Below are 18,055 nucleotides of genomic sequence, written 5' to 3' on the forward strand. Positions count from 1 at the left end.
GCGGATGCGAGAAACTACCCGAGTAATCTAATCCTTAGGTTGCCTTGCGCAGCGCGTCTTCCTATAAGCGGCCCGATTGTCAGACAGGAGCCCGCCCATGCGTTTCGCCCATCGTCACCTTCTTGGCATCGAGCACCTGTCGCAATCCGATATCACCGCCATCCTTGATCTCGCCGAGAAATACGTCGACATGAACCGTCAGTCGACCAAGCATTCCGACGTGCTGTCGGGGCTGACACAGATTAACATGTTCTTCGAAAACTCGACCCGCACGCAGGCCAGTTTCGAAATCGCGGGCAAGCGTCTGGGCGCGGACGTGATGAATATGGCGATGCAGGCCAGCTCGATCAAAAAGGGCGAGACGCTGATCGACACGGCCATGACGCTGAATGCAATGCACCCAGACCTGTTGGTGGTACGCCATCCACATTCAGGTGCCGTTGATCTGTTGGCGCAGAAAGTGAATTGCGCGGTACTGAATGCCGGCGATGGTAAGCACGAACACCCGACGCAGGCTCTGCTGGATGCTTTGACCATTCGTCGTGCCAAGGGTCGCCTGCACCGGCTGAACATTGCGATCTGCGGCGATGTCGCTCATTCCCGCGTTGCACGGTCAAACCTGATCCTGCTGGGTAAGATGGAAAACCGTATTCGCCTGATCGGGCCGCCGACATTGGTTCCGTCGCAATTCGCAGATTTTGGGGCCGAAATTTACGACGACATGAACGAAGGTCTAAAGGACGTCGACGTCGTCATGATGCTGCGCCTTCAGAAAGAGCGGATGGACGGCGGCTTTATCCCATCAGAGCGGGAATACTACCACCGCTATGGCCTCGACGCTGCGAAACTGGCACAGGCCAAACCCGACGCCATCGTCATGCACCCCGGTCCGATGAACCGCGGGGTCGAGATTGACGGAACATTGGCAGACGACATCAACCGATCCGTCATTCAGGAACAGGTCGAAATGGGTGTCGCCGTTCGCATGGCCGCGATGGAGCTGCTGGCCCGTAACCTGCGTGAGGCCGCATGAGTGATCTGATCGTCGCCCCCCACGAGCATGGCGTTCTGCGCCTGTTTCACCTCGACATGCGTCCGGAAGAGGCGAAGTTCCTGCGTGAACCCGGTGCCGCCGATCAGATTCTGGGCGTCGAAGGTCTTGATCCGGCACAGATTGACGTCTTTCCGGTCTCTGACCTCGAGGATTTAGGTCTTTTTGGCTATTTGAACGAAGGCTGTGGCGTATCCAAAGATCAGCTGGACCGTGCAGCATTGGAAGGCGTAGAAGGCTGGGTCATGGTTCTGCGCAGCGCCGCTTTTGGTGGTCGTGCTGCCACGTTGCGACCGGATTCCAAGGTGCACCTGATCGGCCTGTACACCGAAGAAGCGACAAACTGGACCGGCGGTGCGATTGAAACCGAAAGCGCCAAACCGTTCTCTACTCCTCAATCTGTGCCACAAGACGACCAGCCCCGCCGCATAGGTTCGGCTGTTTTGGCGGTCATAGCGCTGGCGGTCATCGGAGGCATCTTGTGGCTGATCCTGTGACATTTTCCCCCGACAGGGGCGCGTATATCCGCACCAATACGTGGCTGGCCGCCGGGGCCATGGCCGTTGCGATGATCGTGCTGTGGCTGATCGGCAACCCGTATGTCTGGACCGGAGCCCCCGCCGGTCTTGCCGCAGTTGGCGCGCGCGCATGGTATCTGGCCTCGGAGGAACTGACCGTCAGTTGGCAAATGTCCGAAACGAGTCTCACCGGTCCCGGACCGCGCGTTGTACCGCTGAACCAGATCCAGTCGGTCAACATCATGGGCAGCTTTGTTCAGATCGTCACCAAGGGCGGCGACAAACATCTAATCAAGTATCAGGCTGACCCCGCCGCCACCAAAGCCGCCATTGAAAGGGCGATTGGATGACCGGTGCCAACGAGGATTGGTGGCACGCACGGATTCCCGATGGGGAAGCTGTGCTGTGGGCGGGCCGCCCGGATCAGGGGTATTTCCCACCTCGGTTTGCCTGGGCGTATAAGGGCATGCTCGTTCTTTTCGCGACACTTTGGCTGGCAAGCCCGTGGCTCTTTGACACCGTCCGGGATTTTTGGAAGTTGTTTTTCTGCACAATCGGGTTTTGGTTTGTGCTGTGGGCCGATCGGTTTGCCCGGTCACAGCGTGTTTATGTCGTGACCAAGGAAAATGCGTGGAAACTCAACAAGGATCTCAAATCAAAGTCCCTAAAAATCGACCGGTTTCTGAACTTTCGTTCCGGCCGCCGAGCGGTGCTTTTTTCTCGCCACCCTTTTTTTGCATTTGAACATCTGTCCGACCCGGATGCCGCATTGGCGGCACTGCACCAAGCCCAAGAGGCCTCGAAATGACTGCTGTACTCTTCTCAAACGCCCGCCTGATCGACCCGGAGACCGGGACGGACGGCCTTGGCTGGTTGCATGTATCCGATGGCCAGATTGCCGCGCGCGGCAAAGGGGCTGCCCCGGCGCTGGATGGTGAGGTCATAGATTGCAACGGGCAATGCCTTGCGCCCGGCATCGTCGATATCGGCGTCAAGGTCTGCGAACCGGGTGAGCGGCACAAGGAAAGCTATAAGTCCGCCGGTCTGGCCGCCGCAGCCGGGGGCGTGACCACCATCGTCACCCGTCCCGATACCAGCCCTGCTATCGACACGCCGGAAACCTTGGAATTCGCAACCAGGCGAGCGCAGGCCGACGCACCTGTCAATGTCCTGCCTATGGCGGCGCTGACCAAGGGCCGCGAAGGGCGCGAGATGACCGAGATCGGGTTCCTGCAGGATGCCGGGGCCGTGGCCTTCACCGATTGCGACCATGTCGTCGCCAATACCAAGGTGTTTTCCCGCGCTCTGACCTATGCCCGCGCCTGCGGTGCGCTGGTCATCGCCCACCCACAAGAACCCATCCTCAGCAATGGTGCCGCAGCCACCAGCGGCAAGTTCGCCGTTCTGCGGGGCCTGCCTGCGGTGTCACCCATGGCCGAACGGATGGGGCTGGATCGCGACATTGCGCTGCTTGAGATGACCGGGGCCGCTTATCACGCCGACCAGATCACCACCGCCCGCGCCCTACCCGCGCTGGAGCGGGCCAAGCGGAATGGTCTGGACATCACTGCCGGCACCTCGATCCACCACCTGACCCTGAATGAGCTGGACGTGGCGGACTATCGTACCTTCTTCAAGGTCAAGCCGCCGCTGCGATCCGAGGATGACCGGCAAGCGGTGATCGAAGCGGTTCGTGCCGGGTTGATCGACACGATCAGCTCGATGCACACGCCGCAGGACGAAGAAAGCAAGCGCCTGCCATTTGAAGAGGCGGCCTCGGGCGCGGTGGCGCTTGAAACGCTGCTACCTGCCGCTCTGCGCCTGTATCACGCCGGACAATTGGATTTGCCTACGCTGTTTCGTGCGATGGCCCTGAATCCGGCAAAAAGGTTAGGTCTGGACAGCGGCCGCCTGTCCGAAGGGGCACCTGCCGATCTGGTGCTTTTCGACCCGGATGTGCCCTTTGTGCTGGACCGGTTTTCGTTAAAATCGAAATCCCAGAACACACCGTTTGACGGCCAGCGGATGCAGGGTAAGGTCACCGCAACTTTTGTTGCAGGCCAAGAAGTCTACCGGAGACCCTGATGCCCCTCATTGACAGTACGACGACCCAACTGATCCTCTGGGCAGCATTTGCGTATCTGATGGGGTCGATTCCATTTGGCATGGTCCTGGCCAAGGTGATGGGGCTGGGCAATCTGCGTAACATCGGATCGGGCAATATCGGCGCAACCAATGTTTTGCGGACTGGCAACAAGACCGCCGCAGCCCTGACCCTGATCTTCGACGCGGCAAAAGGCGCGGTTGCCGTTCTGGTGGCGCGTGCCCTTGCCGGTGAGGATGCCGCGCAGATTGCAGCGCTGGCCGCCCTTTTGGGCCATTGCTTTCCAATCTGGCTGGGTTTCAAGGGTGGCAAAGGGGTCGCCACCTTTCTGGGTATCTGGCTGGCGCTGGACTGGCGCGTTGGCGTGGCCTGCTGCCTGACCTGGCTGGTTGCTGCTGCGATCTGGCGTATCTCGTCGCTTGCGGCACTTGCAGCGGCGGGCATGTCCATTTTCTGGGTCCTTCTGCTGACGGGCTCTCAAACGCTGGTTCTGGCGGGTATCCTGACCATGCTGGTCTATTGGCGCCACAGCGCGAATATTGCCCGCATCAAATCCGGCACTGAACCTAAAATCGGACAGTCTTGAGCGCCTCTGACGCCTTCCTGAGCGCCTTTTTCGCCATCCCCATGGGGTCTTCGACCGGCCATGCTCATGGCAGGCGGTATATCGTCAGTCGAACGGAGTTTTCCGACGGCAAGTCTCAGAAACTTGTCGCTCATGCATTGGACGGTGGCGACTATATCAGCCTGAATCTTTATCTGACGAACAACGGATATCTTCTTCGCCCCTGCGAAATGCCAGCGGAGAAAGTAACCGAATTCGTTCTGGGTTTCGCAGTCAAAAACTGAACCCGACTCTGCATTTGTGAACAGTGCCTATTCGCTCTCGCACATTCACAATTGATTGCTTTGAACGTGATGAGCCGCCTGCCCACTTGGGTTCTGTGACGACCAATTGCGGGTCTCACGGACAAAAAACTCCAAGGTTGTCTCGGCGCAATTTTCTGCGTCACGTGACGGCCTCTTCACGAAAGGTGAAAACAATGAACAAGTTCAAATCTCTTATCGGCGGCGTCGCGCTGTCTGTTGCTATCGCAGGTTCGGCTCTGGCGGCCGGTGTTGAACTGAACGCAAGCTCGACCGGTTTGGCCTTGCAGGGCTACGATCCGGTTGCATACTTCACCGAAGGTCAACCGACCAAAGGTGACTACCGCATCACCACTCTGCACAACGACGCGATGTACCGCTTTGCAAATGAAGAGAACAAAGCCGCGTTCGAAGAGAACCCAGAGGCATATCTGCCTGCATACGGTGGGTATTGCGCTTTCGGTGCCGCGATGGGCTTCAAATTTGATGGCGACCCGACCTACTGGAAGATCGTCGACAACAAGCTGTACCTGAACTTGTCGCAAGACATCCAACAGCGCTGGGAAGGCGACATCCCTGGCTTTATCGATCAAGCCAGCGCCAACTGGGAAAACATCGCCGACAAGACCCCGGCAGAACTGCAGCAATAATTCGCTGACAGAAATCGCTAAATCGGCGGCAGATCTCTCTGCCGCCGATCGTCGTTTGAAACGTCCATTTTGGCTGCCTACCTATTTGCAAAGGACAAGAACCACTCATGCCTCACCGGCCCTAAAAACGCAGGCACGCGTCGATGAGCGATGAATTGGGATCGGAGTAGCCGAACAAACTGTGATCCGGCCGCAGCGCCGGGCCGTAGTGACCATTACAGACAGCGAGCAGCAAAGCTCTTCTGGAACGTTTTGAACGGAAGGAATACAGCATGAAAGCAAGGATCATTCTTGCCGCAGCAGCCGCAACGCTTGCCGCAGGCTCTGCCATTGCACAATCCTCGGGCGATTGGACCGGTTTTTATGCCGGTGGCCAGTTTGGTTACGCCGATATCGACACAAACGTGTCAGGGGCCAGCGGTGATGGCACGATAGGCGGTATCATCCTGGGCTACGACTATGACCTTGGAGACTGGGTTGTGGGCGGCGGTTTCGATTATGACTGGACCGGGATTGACCTGACCCCGGGCATCGAGGTCGAAGACGTTTGGCGCATCAAGGCGCGCGCTGGCTACAAAGTCACGCCCACGGGTCTGCTGTACGGTGTTGGCGGTTACGCCAAAGCCGGAACCAATAGTCTGGGCAGCGACGACGGCTGGTTCCTGGGCGCGGGCTATGAACAGATTGTTGCGCCCAATGTCAGCGTCGGCGGCGAAATCCTGTATCATGAATTCAGCAACTTTGACTCATCGGGCATCGACGTGGATGCCACCACAGTACAGATCCGCGCGGCCTATCGTTTCTAAATACACGCGCTGTTTCGTCGGACCCGGCCTCGATCAGCCGGGTCCACGTGTTTCTACAGCTCCAAGACCGTGCTGCCGGTCGTCTGGCGGGCCTCAAGCGCCCGATGAGCCTCGGCCACGTCTTCGAGCGGAAATCGCTGGTCGATATGAATCTTGACCTCGCCGCCTTCGACTTTTCCGAACAACCGCCGCGCCATTGCCTGACAGACGGAATGGTCAGCGATGTGAGTAAACAATGTCGGCCGGGTGATTTTCAACGAGCCTTTCTTGCCCAGAATGCCGATATCCATCAATGGAACTGGCCCCGATGCGTTCCCGAATGAGATCATCATTCCCAAAGGTTTCAGGCAGTCCAGGGAGCCATTGAACGTATCCGCGCCGATGGAGTCCATCACCACATCCACCCCCTTGCCGCCGGTTATTTCGGCCACACGCTCGGCAAAATCCTCAGTCCGGTAGTTGATACAATGCGCAGCCCCGTTGAACTGCGCAAGGCTGCATTTCTCATCCGTTCCGGCCGTCCCGATCAGGGTTATTCCCTCGGATTTCGCCCATTGGCAAGCAATCAGGCCAACGCCGCCAGCCGCAGCGTGAAACAGAACCGTATCCCCCCGTTTCAAAGGCGTTGTCCGGTGAAACAGATACTCCACCGTCATCCCCTTGAGCATCATCGCCGCTGCCGCATCAAAGGAAATCCCTTCGGACAATGGGCATACCTGCGCCGCAGGCATAACGCGTGCCTCGCAATAGGCACCCGCAGGGGCGGCGGCGTAAGCCGCGCGCTGGCCCGGCGTCAAATGGGTGACGCCTTCACCAACGGCTTCGATCACGCCCGCAGCTTCCATGCCCAGCGCATGCGGTAACTCCAACGGGTACAACCCGGTGCGCTGATAGACATCAATAAAGTTCAGCCCGCAGGCCCGGTGGCGGATGCGAACCTCACCAGGTCCGGGATCGCCCAAAGGCCGGTCTTCGATCTTCAAAACTTCGGGGCCGCCGTGTTCATGAATGACGACGGTTCTTGCCGTTTGCTGCATGCTGACCTCCTGTTGCCTGACGCCAAGCTAACACGACTGTGAAACAGGGCAATTGGTAGGTTTTCGCTGCCGCGCAACCACAACGCGAAAAACTGTGCTATACTAAGGTCTGAGCGTTGCCGGCTGGTCCGGCCAAAGGCAACCAACGCCGGATTCACCCCGCTGCGCATTGGCATAGGGAGGGGTCAAGATGGCCAAAACCATTGGAAATCCGATCAGTTGGGCCGCACGAAACATCGGCGCGACCGGCGATCATATCACCGAAAGCGTGAACCGCATCGGCAGCGCGGATACGCAGCACCTGCCACAGGTGCAAACCCTGACAATGCAGGACCTGAAGGCCTGTTTGCAGGCCGGGTATAATGATTTCCTTGAAACGCGGGCTGATGCCATTTTCATCGTTCTGATTTACCCGGTCGCAGGTCTGTTGATGTTCGGGTTCGGCCTGAACCGCAATATGGTTCCTCTGCTGGCACCACTGATCATGGGATTTGCGCTTGTAGGTCCAATCGCCGCCGTTGGCCTTTATGAAATCAGCCGCAAACGCGAACTGGGCGGCGAAGTACATTGGCTGGACGCATTTGGCGTCTTCCGATCACCGTCCTTCGGGGCAATTCTGGCTTTGGGGTTCTATCTGGTCATGCTGCTGCTGGTCTGGCTGATGGTCGCGCAAAGCATCTATGTGCATACGCTAGGGCCTGATCTGCCAACCTCGTTCGGAGCCTTCGTGACTCAGGTCTTCACCACGGGCGCAGGCTGGTCGATGATCATCTTTGGCAATGCGATCGGCTTCCTCTTTGCGCTGGTCGCACTAGCGGTCAGCGTCGTCAGCTTTCCGCTGCTTCTGGACCGGCCGGTTGGCCTGCCAGTGGCGGTCGTCACGTCTGTCCGGGTGTTGCGTCAAAACCCTGGTGTCATCCTGGCATGGGGGTTCATCGTGGCGGCCCTGTTGATCATCGGAGCCATCCCGATGCTGCTGGGACTGATTGTTGTCATGCCAGTTCTGGGCCACGCAACCTGGCATCTGTACCGCCGTGCAGTGGCCTGATGGGAAACAGCGCGGGATATACCCGCGCTTGTAGTTTAGTCGGAGACCTTGAGGACAATCTTGCCGATATGACCCGAGCTTTCCATGCGCGCATGGGCGGCCGACGCCTCGGCCAGATCGAACTCACTGTCCATGACGGGGGCCACCTTCCCGGCCTCCAGCAATGGCCAGACGGCCTCGCCCAGATCCTGCGCGATCTTCGCCTTCGCCAGATCGCTTTGTGGCCGCAAAGTGCTGCCGGTCAGCGTCAGGCGTTTGACCATCATCATCGCAAAATTCAACTCGACTTTTGGCCCTTGCAGGAACGCGATCTGAACCAGACGGCCATCCTCGGCCAGGGCCTTGACGTTACGTGGGATGTAATCACCACCGACCATATCAAGGATCAGGTTCGCCCCACCCTCGGCGCGCATGACGCCAACGAAATCCTCATCGCGGTAGTTGATTGCCTTCTCGGCGCCAAGTTTTACGCAAGCTTCACATTTTTCGGCAGACCCCGCGGTTGCAAACACCCGCGCGCCAAACGCATTCGCCAACTGGATCGCCGTTGTGCCTATACCGCTGGACCCGCCATGGACCAAAAACCGTTCACCCGCCTTCAATCCACCGCGGGTGAACACATTGGACCAGACCGTAAAGAAGGTTTCGGGCAGACAGGCGGCCTCTTTCAATCCCATGCCCTTTGGAACCGGCAGGCAATGCGCGGCAGGCGTCGCCACGTATTCCGCATAGCCGCCACCGGGCAACAATGCACAAACCTGATCGCCAATTGCCAATCCGGCAACACCGGCACCAACGGCAACAATCTCGCCCGAAGCCTCAAGCCCCGGCAAATCGCTGGCACCCGGAGGCGGGTCGTATGCCCCGGCGCGCTGCAATGCATCGGGCCGGTTTACCCCCGCATAGGCGACTTTCAGAATAACCTGACCGGTTTGAGGTTCGGGCACAGGGCGTTCCGTCAGTTGCAAAACGTCCGGGCCACCGGGTTTGGTGATTTCGACAGCGCGCATCATCTGGGTCATGGGCAAATCTCCTTTGCCCAATGCCTAGCAGGCAAATTCTGGAAGGCCCAGACGCTTACTTGCGAGGATTCAGCATGCCCGGCAAATCGGCTCGCATTTTCATCGGCGGTTTGACCTGACCCGCCAGCCAGTTCGGAACCGCAAGAAACGGTTTGAACAGCGGGTTACCATTCACCTGCGCCTTGATCTTTTCGAACTGCATGACGTTGTCTATACGCCGATCCAGAAATTCCCATGTTTTCTGATGATCCGGAGAGTCGTCGCCCAGCCAGAACAGCAGGGTCGAGGAATAGACGCCCGACAATGTCGCCCGTTTCGTGTACCAGTTCATATCGTCCGATGTATCGCCCAGCGTGTCCCAGATCAGATCGCAGGTCTGCCACAGCGCTTTTGCCCCATCGGCTGCGTGGGTGGGCAAAGAAAACAAGGTCATGCCCCGGCGCACAAGCTCTTTATCTGGAACCGCCTCAAGCCGGAACCGGACGGCCGCAGCGATTCGGTCGCGAAACTTCAGCTCGCTCAGGTCCGCGGATTTCAGTCGATCTTCCATCGCTGCGTCACCGCGCGCGTGAAAAGCCAGCGCCAGATCAACCGCGCCACGCGGACAGATCGCGCGCGCTAGTGTGTCATCCATATCGCAATCCAAGATAGCCGCGCGAAAGCTGGCTTCTGACCAGCCGTCAAACGGCACATGGATCAGAATCGCGTCCAACAGTTGTTGCTTGGCGTCTTCATAAGTGGTGGTCATGGCGGTTCTCCGGTTCTCGGGGCCAGTACTAGACAAGATAGAGGCGCTTTGCTATACGGCCAACTCCTGCAATTTCCTTGCAACTCTATCTAGAAAGGTGGTGACAACCACATGCAGGTTAGTGTTCGCGACAATAACGTCGATCAGGCGCTTCGTGCCCTGAAGAAAAAGCTGCAGCGCGAAGGCGTGTTCCGTGAAATGAAGCTTAAGCAACATTTCGAGAAACCGTCCGAGAAAAAAGCGCGCGAGAAGGCTGAAGCGATCCGTCGTGCCCGTAAACTGGCACGTAAGAAAGCACAGCGCGAAGGTTTGCTCTAAAACCTCGCTCGTCCAGCTTTGGATGACACTATTTGACGACCCCCGAGGCATCGCCCGGGGGTTTGTCGTTTTTGGGGTCGGATGATTTATGCCGACTCGGGCCGCCCACGCGCGACAACCTGCCATTTCCCCTTCAGCAACATTTTGCCCGGCATTTTGCAGCGCAGCGAATCTCGTGACGGTAGCGCCGCGCCGCCAAAACTCGCCTCCGAACACTCCATCCCTATGAACACAGCACCCGGCCTTTGTAACTGGCGCGGTCTACCACGACAAAAAACCAATCGGAGGCAATAATGTCGACTGCAAGTAGTATCGAACGAGAAATGCTGGCGCTTATCAACCAAGAGCGCACATCCCGCGGGCTGGACCCCTTACAGCTTGAAACCCGCCTGAACGACTCGTCCGAGGATCACAGCGAATGGATGCTGGAAACGGACAGGTTCAGCCACACAGGCTCGGGCGGTTCCAGCGCCACGCAGCGGATGGAAATGGCTGGGTTCGATTTCTCGGGCAACTGGCGCTCAGGTGAAAACATCGCTTGGCAATCCGAACGCGGCGCGCCCGGTATCAGCGATGATGTCGCGCAGCTTCATCAGAACCTGATGAACAGCCCCGGCCACCGTGCGAATATTCTGAACCCCGATTTCAAATACATCGGAATCGGCATTGAAACCGGCGATATGCAGGGTTTCGACGCTGTGATGGTGACGCAGAACTTCGCCACCACCCAGGGTGAGGTCATGCTGGATAACGGCTCAGCCACGCCGCCAGCCCCAACGCCTCCGGTTGAGGAAACCCCGCAGCCCGAAGAGCCCGTGGCGGAAGTACCTGACCCCGAGGTTACCGAGCCCGAGGAACCAGTAGCCGAAACACCGGATACCGACACCGAGGAACCGACACCCGAAACGCCTAACACCGATGTCACCGAGACCGAGGAGCCGGAACCCGAAACACCCGACACCGACGTCACTGAGACCGAGGAGCCGGAACCCGAAACACCCGACACCGATGTCACTGAGACCGAGGAACCGGAACCCGAAACACCCGACACCGATGTCACTGAGACCGAGGAACCGGAACCCGAAACACCCGACACCGATGTCACCGAGACCGAGGAGCCGGAGCCGGAAACGCCTGGAACGGAAGAACCCGAAGAATTTGCGTGTTTCGACGTGCAGGAGTTTCTGGCGGAGATCCGGGCATTCGTCCAATCGATTCAGGCTCAGTTCGACCAATTCGATTGGAACGACACGGACTATGCTGATGCAGAACCCGAAGCCGACGATTTCGATATGGTGATGAATGGCGACAACAACCCGGCGGGCGATGTTGAGACCACTTGCTCTGACATGTCCGGCGACGGTTCAGGCGATGTCTTTGTGTTCACATATTATGATTTCGACTGCATGATGGACGCCGCTTAACGCGTCTTACGGTGCGAGGCCGGGGCAGCCTTGCCTCGCACCACTTTCTACTTCCGAAATTCAGTAGACTTTTGGAACATATAGCTCGTCCGGCAAAATCCGGCGTTCATATTCGGGGTTATACTTCCGATCTGGCAAATCGACCTTTTCCTGCGGTACGTCCGAATACGGAATCTTTGTCAGCAGATGCTCTATGCAATTCAGGCGTTCGCGCTTTTTGTCATTGCCTTCCACGATGTACCAGGGCGCTTCGGGAATGTTCGTGCGGAACAACATATCCTCTTTAGCCTTGGTGTAGGATTCCCACCGAATGCGCGACTCCAGATCCATCGGGGACAGCTTCCACTGCTTCATCGGATCGTGAATGCGCATCAGGAATCGCAACTGTTGCTCTTCATCGGTGATTGAGAACCAGTATTTCAACAGGATGATACCTGACCGCACCAGCATCCGTTCGAATTCGGGAACGTCCTGAAAGAACTGTTCGACCTGATCTTCGCTGGCGAATCCCATAACCCGTTCGACGCCAGCCCGGTTGTACCAGGACCGGTCAAACAGAACGATTTCACCGGCTGCAGGCAGATGCGGCACATAGCGTTGGAAATACCATTGGCTTTGTTCCCGACGGCTCGGCGCGGGCAAGGCGACCACGCGAGCAACACGCGGGTTCAGTCGCTGGGTAATCCGCTTGATCACCCCTCCTTTTCCGGCGCTGTCGCGACCTTCGAACAGGATGCACACCTTGGCACCGGTGTGTTGAACCCAATCCTGAACCCGGATCAGTTCAGCCTGCAATCGCAACAGGTTTCGGAAATAGACCTTGCGGTCCAACATGTCGGGATGCTGATCCTTATAGATCTTGCGAACTTCCATCGACAGCATCGGCTCGCTGAACTCAATCTCGAAATCTTCATCCAGCGTGTCTTCCAACTCGGCTTCCAGCCAGTCTTTTGGGGCATCGTTGTGTTCGTAAGCCAAGATCTGCTCCTTATCAGTCAACGGGTTCCGACCATACCCAGAAAGTGTAACCGCCTGATGTCACCAGAATAATTGATGAAAGCTCCACGCTGGTCCGATTGCAGTTCGGCGCGGGGTCGAGGAAACAGGCAGATGTACGGTCTTTCCCCATAATTGAACCGACCCGCGCCGGGATACAAGCGTCAGATTTGAACCAATGCTGGCAGGCTGATCACGCTCATCGAGCCCACACCAACCTGACACTCACACCGGCAGGGCCGTCGTTTTGAACACTGTGCGCAATGCAAACGAGCTTTGCATCTGCGCCACCCCGGGAAGCCGCGAAAGGTACTGACGGTGAATTCGGGCGAAATCCTCGGTATTTTCGGCGACAACCTTCAGGATATAGTCCGCCGTTCCGGCCATAAGGTGACATTCAAGAACGTCGGGAATACGCGCCACCGCTTTTTCGAACGCATCCAAAAGCTCTTCGGCCTGTCCTTGCAGTGTAATCTCGACAAACACCGTGGTTGGGACGTTCATCTTGCGTGCATCCAGCAGTGCGACGTAATTGCGAATGTACCCTTCGGCCTCAAGCCGCTGGACACGCCGGTGACAGGCCGAAGGCGACAAGTTCACCTGATCTGACAGTTCAGCATTCGACATTCTGCCGTTGCGTTGCAGGGCGGCCAGAATCTTTCTATCTGTCGTGTCAAGGCTCATTCGCGCAAGTCCTTTGCGGGTTTTATTAATAATACAGGAAAATCTCCCAAAGAAAAACCAATTCCCGGGCAGAGTTTCACAGAAATTGCATCCCGAATTGCCCATAATTTGGGCAGTTTATGAATGGAGGAGCAAAACATGAAAATCGGTTGCCCCAAGGAAATCAAACCCCAGGAATTCCGTGTTGGCATGACCCCCAACGCTGCGCAAGAAGCTGTAGCGCGCGGCCACGAGGTCATCATTGAAACCAATGCCGGCATGGGTTCCGGCTTTGACAACGACTCGTATGTCGCTGCAGGTGCCCGCATCGTCGACACCGCCGAAGAAGTGTTTGCGACCGCAGACATGATCGTAAAGGTCAAAGAACCTCAGGCGGTCGAGCGTAAGATGCTGCGCGAAGGCCAGTTGCTGTTCACCTACCTGCACCTGGCTCCCGATCCAGACCAGACCCATGACCTGCTGGCGTCGGGCTGCACCGCAATCGCCTATGAGACGGTAACCGATTCCAAAGGTGGCCTGCCGCTGCTGGCGCCAATGTCCGAAGTTGCCGGTCGTCTGGCACCTCAGGTTGGTTCGTGGACCCTGCAAAAGGCCAATGGCGGCCGCGGCGTTCTGATGGGCGGCGTTCCTGGTGTTGGCCCTGCAAAAGTCATCGTTATCGGCGGCGGCGTTGTGGGCACCCACGCAGCTAAGATCGCTGCGGGTATGGGCGCGGATGTCACCGTATTGGACCGCTCGCTACCACGCCTGCGTTACCTCGACGACGTCTTCGGCGGCACGTTCAAAAGCCAGTACTCGACAGCCGGTGCTACCGCCGAACTGATCCAGGATGCCGACATGGTCATCGGTGCAGTTCTGATCCCGGGCGCTGCGGCACCCAAACTGATCTCGCGCGCACAGCTGTCCACCATGAAACCCGGTGCGGTTCTGGTTGACGTTGCAATTGACCAGGGCGGCTGCTTTGAAACCTCCAAAGCGACCACCCATGCCGATCCGATCTACGAAGTTGACGGTGTGATGCATTACTGCGTGGCCAACATGCCGGGCGCAGTTGCGCGCACATCGACCATCGCACTGGGCAATGCGACCATGCCGTTCATGCTGTCTCTGGCAAGCAAAGGCTGGAAGAAAGCATGTCAGGACGATCCGCACCTGCTGGCAGGTCTGAACGTACATGCCGGTCAGTTGACATATGAGGCCGTAGGTACCGCGCTGGGTCTGGACGTTGTCTCGCCCGAGGCAATCGTCAACGCCTGAAGCACTCCCGCCCCTGAAAGGAGCCGCTGAAGCGGCTGCTTTTCAGCGTTGGGCATGGCGGCGCGCCTTTGGCGCGCCGCTTTTCGTTCCCGGTACAAGACGTGAAGCCTAAAAAAAGAAACGCCGCGCTGAAAGCGCGGCGCCAGGCCCAACCGGAGGAGGGCATTTCCAATGCCCGCGCGATGGGCGGGAGAATTTACCCTTCTTTGTGAATCTCCACCGAATGTGGGTAGGGAATCGAAACGCCCTTGGCGTCAAACGCTTCCTTCACAGCTTTGGTTGTCTCGAACTTGACGTCCCAGTAATCCGCTGCCGCGCACCACAGGCGCGCTGTCAGATCGACTGAGCTGTCGCCCAGATTTGTCACACGCACCCAAGGTTCCGGATCACTGTGGATACGATCGTCCGCCTTGGCGACATCCAGAATGATCTTCATCGCCTCGTCAGCGCTGTCGCCATAATCGATGCCGAACACCAGATCGACACGTCGCGTGTCATGAGCCGAGTAATTGGTGATGATCGATCCCCAGGACTGTCCGTTCGGAACGATGATCTGAACGTTGTCCGGCGTCACCAGTTCAGTCGTGAACAGGTTCAGGTCCTTAACTGTACCTGCAGTTCCACCAATATCCACATACTGACCCAGCTTGTAGGGGCGGAAGACGACAAGCATGACACCTGCAGCAAGATCGCTGAGCGTCCCCTGAAGGGCCAAACCGATGGCCAGCGATGCAGCACCCAGAATGGCAACGATGCTTGTTGCCTGAATCCCAAAAATGCCCAGCACTGCAACCAGCACCATGGCCAGTATGACCCACTTCACCAGACTGGCTACAAAATTCCCAAGCGTCTGATCAATATGCGGCGTCGCATTGATCCGGCGCCGGACCATGCCCGCAATGGCACCAGCTACGATCCAGCCAAGGATCAGTACGATCAGCGCCTTGACCGCGCTTATGATCAGCGGGGCGAATGCACCCACCTGTGTTACGACCTCATCCACGCGCATCTCCTTTCGATTCACGGCAAACCCGCGGCGTCGGCGCGGGATTGGCGGAATAGTGGTCCAAGAGAGAGCTTTGGTCTAGGTGCGAGATACACGGGTTTTCCCCGTTGTTCCCACATACACAGGCCCTGACCGGGTACGCACAGCCCAGAGGCTGGCAAGACAGGACAGCCATGCCTAACTATTGCAAGCAACCCATAACAGGAGCACCCCATGCTGGACACCGCATCACACCCGATCACCGCCCGTTGGCCCGCTCAGTTTCCGGACAGGATTCAACTGTATTCCTTCCCAACGCCAAATGGGGTCAAAGCGTCGATCATGCTGGAAGAAACCGGCCTGCCCTATGAACCCCATCTGGTCACGCTCTCGGATTCGGATGTCAAAAGCCCCGAGTTCCTATCGTTGAATCCCAACAACAAGATACCTGCGATCATCGACCCGAATGGTCCGGATGGCACACCCATAAGTCTGTTCGAAAGCGGAGCGATCCTGCTGTACCTCGCCGAGAAAAGCGGGAAGTTTCTGGGTCAGACCAATGCGGATAAGCACCGGGTCACCCAATGGGTGATGTTCCAGATGGGTGGCATCGGTCCGATGTTCGGGCAACTGGGCTATTTCCACAAATTCGCAGGCAGCGAGATCGAAGACCCGCGCCCGCGCGAGCGTTACGTGAACGAGGCCAAACGGCTGCTGAATGTCTTGAACCAACAGCTGGAGGGTCAGGAATGGATTGCCGGTGAATACTCGATTGCCGATATCGCAATCGCACCGTGGCTGCGCGGGCTCGAGTTCTACAATGCCCATGACCTTGTCGGCTGGGAAGACCACGCAAATCTGGTGGCCTATCTCGACCGGTTCCTGGAACGCCCCGCTGTGCAGAAAGGCTTGGTTACGCCACCCCGGGACTGATCGCGTCCGCGATCTTTTCGGCGATCATGATGGTGGGTGCATTTGTATTGCCGCCGATCAAGGTGGGCATGACCGATGCATCCACCACTCGCAAACCTTCCATCCCACGAACACGTCCCTCGGTATCCACAACGGCCATATCATCGACGCCCATCTTGCAGGTTCCAACCGGGTGATAGATCGTGTCTGCCCGGTTACGGATATCGGCCTCCAACGCATCGTCACTGCCGTCATGGGCATAAAGGCGCTTCTTCCGCCAGGGTTCCAGAGGCTCGGCTTCGAGAATTGACTCCATGATACGCGCTCCGCGTTTCAACAGCTCCAGATCACGGTCATCGCTGAGGTAAGCTGGGTCAATGCGCGGCGGCTCTCCGGCCCGGTCCGTGTTTAGACCCACGCTGCCCCGGCTGTACGGGCGCAATACACAAACATGGCACGAAAACCCGTGTGGCAAGTGAATCTTGCGCATGTGGTCGTCAACGATACCGACAACAAAATGCAGCTGAAGATCTGGCTTGGCAGTGGATGGGTCAGATTTAACAAACGCGCCGCCCTCGGCAAAGGGGGTAGCGAACAGGCCCGCTCCGGTGCGACGCCAATCCAAACCCGCCTTGGCCAGATTCCACAACCCACCCGGTGTCAGCCCGACAACGTCCTTACGTTTCGAATGATAGCTCAGGACATAGTCAAGATGGTCCTGCAGATTCTGACCTACTCCGGGCAAGTCATGCAGGACAGGGATGCCGTGCTGTTTCAACTCTGCCTCGGGCCCGATCCCGGACAGCATCAGCAATTGCGGCGAGCCAAACGCACCGCTGGAAAGGATGACTTCCCGGCGGGCGCGAACTTCAACCGACTTACCCTTTTGACGCAGCAGCACACCGGATGCACGCTTTTCATCCAACAGAATCTTCTGGGCTTCTGCCCGTGTCATGATTGTCAAATTCTGTCGCGTCGCAACGCCCCTTAAATAGGCCGCAGCCGCCGAGCAACGCTCTCCCTTATGCGCACCGTCGTGAAACTGCGTGACCTGATACAGGCCCGCACCTTCCTGTTCCGGTCCATTGAAATCGTCCGTCTGGCGAATTTGTTGTTGGCCGCAGGCCTCTACAAACGCATGAGAGATGGCACGTGGCTCAGACTGGTCCGACACTTGCAAGGGGCCGTCTGCACTGTGAAGGCCATCCGCGCCGCGCGCATTGCCCTCGGCCTTGCGAAAGTAGGGCAACACGTTTTCCCAATCCCAACCTTCGCATCCCAAATCCGCCCATTCATCATAGTCGCTGGGATGACCGCGCACATAGAGCATGGCGTTGATCGCCGATGAGCCCCCTAATGCCTTACCGCGCGGCTGAAACCCCTTCCTGCCGTTCAATCCGGGTTGGGGCACGGTTTGAAAAGCCCAGTTGTTCAGCTTGGGTCGCCCCGAAACCATGGCCGCCACGAGGGCCGGAGCCCGGATCAACAGGTCTTCACCCGCTCCGCCCGCCTCAATCAGGCAAACGCTCGTGTCCGGATGTTCGCTAAGACGCGCGGCCATTACACAGCCGGCGGATCCGCCACCTACGACAACATAATCGAATTCCATGGACGCCTCTCCCCTACTG

21 protein-coding genes are annotated in these 18,055 nt (G+C 57.8%); 14 read left to right on the forward strand and 7 right to left on the reverse strand.

The genetic code is table 11. The features are described 5' to 3' along the window. The first annotated feature begins 97 nt into the window (after positions 1–97). From GOW16_RS12025 to GOW16_RS12065, 9 genes are all read left to right on the forward strand, one after another. The gene (locus tag GOW16_RS12025) at positions 98–1,033 is read left to right on the forward strand and encodes an aspartate carbamoyltransferase catalytic subunit (protein WP_170415202.1); all 936 of its coding nucleotides are present in this window, start codon (positions 98–100) and stop codon (positions 1,031–1,033) included. After that, the gene (locus tag GOW16_RS12030) at positions 1,030–1,548 is read left to right on the forward strand and encodes a hypothetical protein (RefSeq protein ID WP_170415204.1); all 519 of its coding nucleotides are present in this window, start codon (positions 1,030–1,032) and stop codon (positions 1,546–1,548) included. The genes GOW16_RS12025 and GOW16_RS12030 overlap by 4 nt, the downstream gene beginning before the upstream one ends. After that, on the forward strand, positions 1,533–1,919 hold the full coding sequence (locus tag GOW16_RS12035; RefSeq protein ID WP_368039890.1) for a hypothetical protein: 387 nt from the start codon (positions 1,533–1,535) through the stop codon (positions 1,917–1,919). Before GOW16_RS12030 ends, GOW16_RS12035 begins: the two co-directional genes overlap by 16 nt. Continuing rightward, positions 1,916–2,377 (forward strand): hypothetical protein, encoded by a 462-nt coding sequence (locus GOW16_RS12040; protein ID WP_170415206.1) that lies wholly within the window; start codon positions 1,916–1,918, stop codon positions 2,375–2,377. The genes GOW16_RS12035 and GOW16_RS12040 overlap by 4 nt, the downstream gene beginning before the upstream one ends. Beyond that, positions 2,374–3,654 carry a dihydroorotase gene (pyrC, locus tag GOW16_RS12045; RefSeq protein WP_170415208.1) on the forward strand — a complete coding sequence of 427 codons (1,281 nt, stop codon included), beginning with the start codon at positions 2,374–2,376 and terminating at the stop codon, positions 3,652–3,654. The genes GOW16_RS12040 and pyrC overlap by 4 nt, the downstream gene beginning before the upstream one ends. Then, complete coding sequence (plsY, locus tag GOW16_RS12050) at positions 3,654–4,259, forward strand: glycerol-3-phosphate 1-O-acyltransferase PlsY (RefSeq protein ID WP_170415210.1); 606 nt, start codon at positions 3,654–3,656, stop codon at positions 4,257–4,259. The genes pyrC and plsY overlap by 1 nt, the downstream gene beginning before the upstream one ends. After that, positions 4,256–4,522, forward strand: a complete 267-nt coding sequence (locus GOW16_RS12055) for a hypothetical protein (protein WP_254429750.1) — start codon at positions 4,256–4,258, stop codon at positions 4,520–4,522. The genes plsY and GOW16_RS12055 overlap by 4 nt, the downstream gene beginning before the upstream one ends. Positions 4,523–4,716: 194 nt before the next feature. Continuing rightward, positions 4,717–5,190, forward strand: coding sequence for a YHS domain-containing (seleno)protein (locus GOW16_RS12060; protein ID WP_170415212.1), 474 nt, complete (start codon positions 4,717–4,719; stop codon positions 5,188–5,190). A gap of 272 nt (positions 5,191–5,462) precedes the next feature. Beyond that, the gene (locus tag GOW16_RS12065; protein ID WP_170415214.1) at positions 5,463–5,996 is read left to right on the forward strand and encodes an outer membrane protein; all 534 of its coding nucleotides are present in this window, start codon (positions 5,463–5,465) and stop codon (positions 5,994–5,996) included. A gap of 53 nt (positions 5,997–6,049) precedes the next feature. Here GOW16_RS12065 and GOW16_RS12070 read toward each other — a convergent pair whose 3' ends face one another. Further along, positions 6,050–7,033 carry a quinone oxidoreductase family protein gene (locus GOW16_RS12070; protein ID WP_170415216.1) on the reverse strand — a complete coding sequence of 328 codons (984 nt, stop codon included), beginning with the start codon at positions 7,031–7,033 and terminating at the stop codon, positions 6,050–6,052. Between the two features lie 190 nt (positions 7,034–7,223). On the opposite strand from GOW16_RS12070, the gene GOW16_RS12075 reads away from it, so the two are divergent. Then, positions 7,224–8,081, forward strand: coding sequence for a DUF2189 domain-containing protein (locus tag GOW16_RS12075; RefSeq protein WP_170415218.1), 858 nt, complete (start codon positions 7,224–7,226; stop codon positions 8,079–8,081). A gap of 35 nt (positions 8,082–8,116) precedes the next feature. On the opposite strand, the gene GOW16_RS12080 is transcribed toward GOW16_RS12075, so the two are convergent. Together GOW16_RS12080 and GOW16_RS12085 are read right to left on the reverse strand one after the other, a co-directional pair. Then, complete coding sequence (locus GOW16_RS12080; RefSeq protein ID WP_170415220.1) at positions 8,117–9,103, reverse strand: NAD(P)H-quinone oxidoreductase; 987 nt, start codon at positions 9,101–9,103, stop codon at positions 8,117–8,119. Between the two features lie 55 nt (positions 9,104–9,158). Then, positions 9,159–9,851: a COQ9 family protein gene (locus GOW16_RS12085; protein ID WP_170415222.1), complete on the reverse strand. Its 693-nt coding sequence runs from the start codon at positions 9,849–9,851 to the stop codon at positions 9,159–9,161. 111 nt (positions 9,852–9,962) lie between these two features. On the opposite strand from GOW16_RS12085, the gene rpsU reads away from it, so the two are divergent. Together rpsU and GOW16_RS12095 are read left to right on the forward strand one after the other, a co-directional pair. Then, positions 9,963–10,169, forward strand: coding sequence for a 30S ribosomal protein S21 (gene rpsU, locus GOW16_RS12090; RefSeq protein ID WP_005614280.1), 207 nt, complete (start codon positions 9,963–9,965; stop codon positions 10,167–10,169). A gap of 293 nt (positions 10,170–10,462) precedes the next feature. Beyond that, complete coding sequence (locus tag GOW16_RS12095) at positions 10,463–11,593, forward strand: CAP domain-containing protein (RefSeq protein ID WP_170415224.1); 1,131 nt, start codon at positions 10,463–10,465, stop codon at positions 11,591–11,593. 60 nt (positions 11,594–11,653) lie between these two features. On the opposite strand, the gene ppk2 is transcribed toward GOW16_RS12095, so the two are convergent. Then, positions 11,654–12,571: a polyphosphate kinase 2 gene (gene ppk2, locus GOW16_RS12100; RefSeq protein ID WP_170415226.1), complete on the reverse strand. Its 918-nt coding sequence runs from the start codon at positions 12,569–12,571 to the stop codon at positions 11,654–11,656. Positions 12,572–12,814: 243 nt separating this feature from the next. Continuing rightward, positions 12,815–13,273, reverse strand: coding sequence for an Lrp/AsnC family transcriptional regulator (locus GOW16_RS12105; RefSeq protein WP_058278916.1), 459 nt, complete (start codon positions 13,271–13,273; stop codon positions 12,815–12,817). Positions 13,274–13,411: 138 nt separating this feature from the next. On the opposite strand from GOW16_RS12105, the gene ald reads away from it, so the two are divergent. After that, entirely contained in the window at positions 13,412–14,530 is a 1,119-nt protein-coding gene (gene ald, locus GOW16_RS12110) for an alanine dehydrogenase (RefSeq protein WP_170415228.1), read from the forward strand. A gap of 196 nt (positions 14,531–14,726) precedes the next feature. On the opposite strand, the gene GOW16_RS12115 is transcribed toward ald, so the two are convergent. After that, positions 14,727–15,533 (reverse strand): mechanosensitive ion channel family protein, encoded by an 807-nt coding sequence (locus GOW16_RS12115; protein WP_170415230.1) that lies wholly within the window; start codon positions 15,531–15,533, stop codon positions 14,727–14,729. A 216-nt stretch (positions 15,534–15,749) separates the two neighbouring features. On the opposite strand from GOW16_RS12115, the gene GOW16_RS12120 reads away from it, so the two are divergent. After that, the gene (locus GOW16_RS12120) at positions 15,750–16,448 is read left to right on the forward strand and encodes a glutathione S-transferase family protein (RefSeq protein WP_170415232.1); all 699 of its coding nucleotides are present in this window, start codon (positions 15,750–15,752) and stop codon (positions 16,446–16,448) included. Here the strand turns inward: GOW16_RS12120 and GOW16_RS12125 are convergent. After that, positions 16,429–18,036: a GMC family oxidoreductase gene (locus tag GOW16_RS12125; protein WP_170415233.1), complete on the reverse strand. Its 1,608-nt coding sequence runs from the start codon at positions 18,034–18,036 to the stop codon at positions 16,429–16,431. The genes GOW16_RS12120 and GOW16_RS12125 overlap by 20 nt on opposite strands. Positions 18,037–18,055 lie beyond the last annotated feature (19 nt).

It is taken from the genome of Ruegeria atlantica (assembly GCF_013033965.1).
GTDB lineage: Bacteria > Pseudomonadota > Alphaproteobacteria > Rhodobacterales > Rhodobacteraceae > Ruegeria > Ruegeria atlantica_D.

Bases quoted from the DNA above. Each gene is read 5' to 3' on its own strand.
- GOW16_RS12025 (WP_170415202.1), top strand. From the start codon at position 98: ATGCGTTTCGCCCATCGTCACCTTCTTGGCATCGAGCACCTGTCGCAA.
- GOW16_RS12030 (WP_170415204.1), top strand. From the start codon at position 1,030: ATGAGTGATCTGATCGTCGCCCCCCACGAGCATGGCGTTCTGCGCCTG.
- GOW16_RS12040 (WP_170415206.1), top strand. From the start codon at position 1,916: ATGACCGGTGCCAACGAGGATTGGTGGCACGCACGGATTCCCGATGGG.
- pyrC (WP_170415208.1), top strand. From the start codon at position 2,374: ATGACTGCTGTACTCTTCTCAAACGCCCGCCTGATCGACCCGGAGACC.
- plsY (WP_170415210.1), top strand. From the start codon at position 3,654: ATGCCCCTCATTGACAGTACGACGACCCAACTGATCCTCTGGGCAGCA.
- GOW16_RS12060 (WP_170415212.1), top strand. From the start codon at position 4,717: ATGAACAAGTTCAAATCTCTTATCGGCGGCGTCGCGCTGTCTGTTGCT.
- GOW16_RS12065 (WP_170415214.1), top strand. From the start codon at position 5,463: ATGAAAGCAAGGATCATTCTTGCCGCAGCAGCCGCAACGCTTGCCGCA.
- GOW16_RS12070 (WP_170415216.1), bottom strand. From the start codon at position 7,033: ATGCAGCAAACGGCAAGAACCGTCGTCATTCATGAACACGGCGGCCCC.
- GOW16_RS12075 (WP_170415218.1), top strand. From the start codon at position 7,224: ATGGCCAAAACCATTGGAAATCCGATCAGTTGGGCCGCACGAAACATC.
- GOW16_RS12080 (WP_170415220.1), bottom strand. From the start codon at position 9,103: ATGACCCAGATGATGCGCGCTGTCGAAATCACCAAACCCGGTGGCCCG.
- GOW16_RS12085 (WP_170415222.1), bottom strand. From the start codon at position 9,851: ATGACCACCACTTATGAAGACGCCAAGCAACAACTGTTGGACGCGATT.
- rpsU (WP_005614280.1), top strand. From the start codon at position 9,963: ATGCAGGTTAGTGTTCGCGACAATAACGTCGATCAGGCGCTTCGTGCC.
- GOW16_RS12095 (WP_170415224.1), top strand. From the start codon at position 10,463: ATGTCGACTGCAAGTAGTATCGAACGAGAAATGCTGGCGCTTATCAAC.
- GOW16_RS12105 (WP_058278916.1), bottom strand. From the start codon at position 13,273: ATGAGCCTTGACACGACAGATAGAAAGATTCTGGCCGCCCTGCAACGC.
- ald (WP_170415228.1), top strand. From the start codon at position 13,412: ATGAAAATCGGTTGCCCCAAGGAAATCAAACCCCAGGAATTCCGTGTT.
- GOW16_RS12120 (WP_170415232.1), top strand. From the start codon at position 15,750: ATGCTGGACACCGCATCACACCCGATCACCGCCCGTTGGCCCGCTCAG.
- GOW16_RS12125 (WP_170415233.1), bottom strand. From the start codon at position 18,036: ATGGAATTCGATTATGTTGTCGTAGGTGGCGGATCCGCCGGCTGTGTA.